This is a genomic window from Acidovorax sp. KPB24-03, from assembly GCF_057546605.1.
The window spans coordinates 1-4,099 of sequence record NZ_BAAJYR010000319.1; the positions used below are offsets into that span (position 1 = coordinate 1).

General features: G+C 70.3%; 3 protein-coding genes. All 3 read right to left on the reverse strand.

Annotated features, from left to right (window positions below; genetic code table 11):
* Window positions 1–260: GAF domain-containing protein (locus AC27KI_RS20010; protein ID WP_487115445.1), on the reverse strand; the 260-nt coding region annotated here is incomplete at its 3' end.
* Complete coding sequence (locus AC27KI_RS20015) at window positions 152–3,154, reverse strand: hybrid sensor histidine kinase/response regulator (RefSeq protein WP_487115447.1); 3,003 nt, start codon at window positions 3,152–3,154, stop codon at window positions 152–154. The genes AC27KI_RS20015 and AC27KI_RS20010, both read right to left, overlap by 109 nt.
* A 262-nt stretch (window positions 3,155–3,416) precedes the next feature.
* Window positions 3,417–4,099 (reverse strand): GlxA family transcriptional regulator (locus tag AC27KI_RS20020; RefSeq protein ID WP_487115449.1); only part of this gene is annotated, 683 nt, incomplete at its 5' end.

Here is a 4,099-nt window from a genome sequence, read left to right on the forward strand (position 1 = left end):
CGCGGCACCCGGTCGATCACGCACAGCGTTCCGAGCGCCTGCCCGGTCGAGGTGATGAGCGGCGCGCCGGCATAGAACTTGATGTTGGGCTCGCCCGTCACCAGCGGGTTGTCGGCAAAGCGTTCGTCCCGCGAGGTATCGCTCACGATCATCACGCTTTCCGGCACCTGGATCGCGTGGGCGCAGAAGGAATGCGCGCGGGGCGTCTGTCGCGCTGCCAGCCCCACCTTGGCCTTGAACCACTGCCGGTCGGCATCCACCAGCGAAACGAGCGCGATGGGCGTCTGGCACAGGCCGCCGCCAGCCGGGCGAACTCGTCGAAGGCCGCTTCCTCGTCCGTGTCCAGGATGCGCATGGATTCCAGTTCGGCCTGGCGCAGCAGTTCCGACTGCGCCGCATCCGCCGCGGCCGATGGGGGCAGTGCCGCGCGCACCTTGCGGCGGCGCGGCCGCGCGGCGTCCGCGCCGCGGTGGATGCTGTCGTGCAGTACCTGCGCCAGTTCGTCCAGCGAATAAGGCTTGGGCAGCAGCGTGAAGCCGTGATCGGGGCTTTGCGCCAGCACGTAGCTGTAGCCGCTGGACAGCACGATGGGCAGGGCCGCGCCGTAGCGCTGGCGGATCTCGCGGCCCAGTTCGATGCCGCTCATGCCGGTCATGACCACGTCGGAGAACACCGCCACGAAGCGGCCCGGGCCGGCCTTCAAGGCCTCCAGCGCCTTCTCGCCGCTGGCCGTGACCACGGTGGTGTAGCCCAGTTCGTGCAGGGTCTGCTCGACGGATGCCGAGACTTCCGCGTTGTCCTCCACCACCAGCACGCAGCCACCGTTGCCCAGGGCCAGCCGGTCGTCGCCTTCGGCGGCCTGCGCGTCGTAACCGGGGCGCGCGGCGCGCGGCAGGTACAGGGTGAAACGGCTGCCCTCACCCAGCGTGCTTTCCACACGGATGTCGCCGCCGGACTGCTTGGCGAAGCCGAACACCTGCGACAGGCCCAGCCCCGTGCCGTGGCCCACGCCCTTGGTGGTGAAAAAGGGCTCGAAGATCTGCGTCAGGTGCTCCGGCGCGATGCCCGTGCCGCTGTCGATGATGGACACGGCCACGAATTTGCCCGGCACCGCGGGCTGCGACTGCAGCGCGGGAATCTCGGACACGGCCCGCACCTCGATGGTGAGCTTGCCGCTGCCCTGCATGGCGTCGCGGGCATTGACGGCCAGGTTCACCAGGGCGGTGTCGAACTGGCTCGGGTCGGCATGCACGAAGCAGGCCGTCTCCGCCAAGTTCAGCTCGATCTCGATGCGCGCGCCCGCCAGGCTGGCGATCATGTCGCTGACCGCCCGGGTGTTGTGCCCGGCATCGAACACCGTGGGCTGCAGGGCCTGGCGCCGCGCGAAGGCCAGCAGCTGGCCCGTGAGCTTGGTCGCCCGCGTCACCGCGTTGGAGATGGACTCCATGAAACGGTGGCGCCGCTCGTCGGTGAGCTGCACGCGCCGCAGCAGGTCGATCGACGTGCGGATGACCGCCAGCACGTTGTTGAAATCGTGCGCGACCCCGCCGGTGAGCTGGCCGATGGCTTCGAGCTTTTGCGACTGGCGCAGCGCCTCTTCGGCCGTGCGCTCGCGCGTCACGTCGCGCGCCACCGCATGGACCAGGCCCTCCTCGGGCACGGCGGTCCAGCTCAGCAGGCGGTAGCTGCCGTCTTCCTTGCGCCAGCGGTTCTCGAACACCAGCGTGGGCGCGCCGGCCTCCAGCCTGGCCAGTTCGGCGGCCATGCCCTCGGCATCTTCGGGGTGGATGAATTCGGCCACGGCATGGCCGGCCATCTGGGGCTTTTCCCATCCCAGGAGGCGCGTGGCGGCGGGATTGACGGCGGCGATCACGCCCTGGAAGTCGCACACCAGCATGAGTTCGCGCGAGAGCGCCCACAAGCGGTTGCGGTCGCGCACGCTTTCGGCCTGCACCAGCTTTTGCTCGTGGATGTCGGTGCTGGTGCCGATCCACCGGCTGATGGCCCCGCCCCCCGTTTGCAGGGGCAGCGCCCGCACCAAGTGCCAGCGCATCTCGCCGTCCGCGCGGCGGATGCGGAACTCGGTTTCATACTGCTCGCCGGAGGCGACGCTCGCCTGCCACAGCTGGGACACCGCCGGCAGGTCTTCGGGGTGCACGAGGCTCTTCCATCCGTCGCCATCCAGCGTGCCCGGTTCGGCCTGGCTGTATTCATACACCCGGTCGTTGAACCAGTCCAGCTGGCCATCGCTCCGGGCGGTCCACACGTGGCTGGGGAGTGACTGGGCGAAGGTGCGGAACTCCGCCGCGCTGTCGGCCACCGCCTGCAGCGCCGCCTTGCGGTCGGTGATGTCCTGCACCACACCGACCATGCGAACGATCGCACCGTCCGGGCTGCGCACGAATTCGGCCTTGCGGGCGATCCAGCGCAGGGCGCCATCGGTGGCGCGGCGGATGCGGTACTCCACATCCAGCGGGGCCGATTCGGCGTTGCGGGTTTCGCGGGCGGAGCGCACCTCGGCGTCCTCGGGAATCACCAGCGCCTCCAGCGCCTTGGCGGGGATGGTCTCGGCCTCGGGCACGCCGAAGATGCGATAGAACTCGCGCGTGCCGTACAGCAGGTCGGTGGCCAGTTCGAGGGAGAACGTGCCCACGCCGCCCGCCTTCTGCGCGCGGTGCAGGCGTTCTTCGGACTGGCGCAGCGCCTCGGCCGCGCGATGCTGCTCGGTGCGGTCGCGCAGCACCTTCACGAAGCCTATCGGCGTGCCGTCACCATCGCGGATCGGCGTCATCTCGCCGTTGGCCCAGAAGCGCTCGCCGGATTTGCGCACGTGCCAGCGCTCGTCGGTGCCCACGCCCCGCGTGAGCGCGGCCTGCATTTCCATCTCCATGCGGTGCGCGGCGCGGTCCTCGGGGGTGAAGATCCGGGCGGCGTCGTGGCCCAGCATTTCTGATTCCGTCCAGCCGAGCACGCGGCGGGCCCCTTCGTTCCACCGCGTGACCTGGCCCTGCAGGTCGAAAGCGATGATGGCGTAGTCGATGGCGCTGTCCAGGATCTGGCGGTTGCGGATGTCGGTATCCGGCAAAGGTGCCGATGGCGCGGCGGCCTCGCTCCACTGCGCGATCGCGGCCTGCACGGACTGCGGCCAGTGCACGGCGGGCCCCAGGGGGGTCAGGGACCAATCGAACTCGGAGATCGCTCGCGCGTCGGGGCGGCTACCCGGGGAATCGGCAGAGCCGGCGGCCGCTGGGCCGGGGACGGTGTGCATTGAGAAAAAACCTTTGAATCGCTCGCTCGTTGGGTGTCGATGTGCAGTCGGGCCCGGCCGTTGCCGGCGGTCTCGCAGCGCTGCGCAGCTTGTCATCATGCCTTTTTTCCAAAAGGCCCGGCGACCCGCCGGGCCGCCGGGCCGGGGCTCAGCCTGGCCCGCCGAACCGCTCGCGGTAGGCCTGCGGGGTGATCCCCAGGCGGCGCAGAAACAGCCGGCGCAGCGGCTCGTCCGACCGGAAACCCACCCGCGCCGCCACGGTTTTGAGCGGCAGGCCGTTCTCTTCCTCCAGCAGCCGGCGGGCGCCTTCCAGCCGGGCGGTCTCGATGAAGTCCGAGGGGCTTTGCCCGCATTCCTGCAGGAACACCCGGCGGAAGTTGCGCTCGCTCATGGCCGCCCGCGAAGCGAGCTGCTGCAGCGGCAGGGACTCGGCCAGGTGCGACAGCACCCACGCCTGCACCTCGCGGATGCCCGGGTGGCGCGTGCCCTGGCTGGCCAGGTGCATGCTGAACTGCGATTGCCCGCCGGGGCGCTTCAAGTACATCACCAGGTCGCGCGCCACCTCCAGCGCCAGGGTGCGGCCGAAGTCCTCCTCCACCAGGGCCAGCGCCAGGTCGATGCCGGCGGTGACCCCGGCCGAGGTCCACAGGTTGCCGCTGCGCACGTAGATCGCGTCGGCATCCACGCGCACGGCGGGGAAACGGCGCTGCAGCAGATCGGCCACGCTCCAGTGCGTGGCCGCCTGCGCGCCGTCCAGCAGGCCGGCCGCCCCCAGGAAGAAGCTGCCCGAGCACAGCGCCACCATGTGCCGCACCCGCGGCGCCGTGGCCG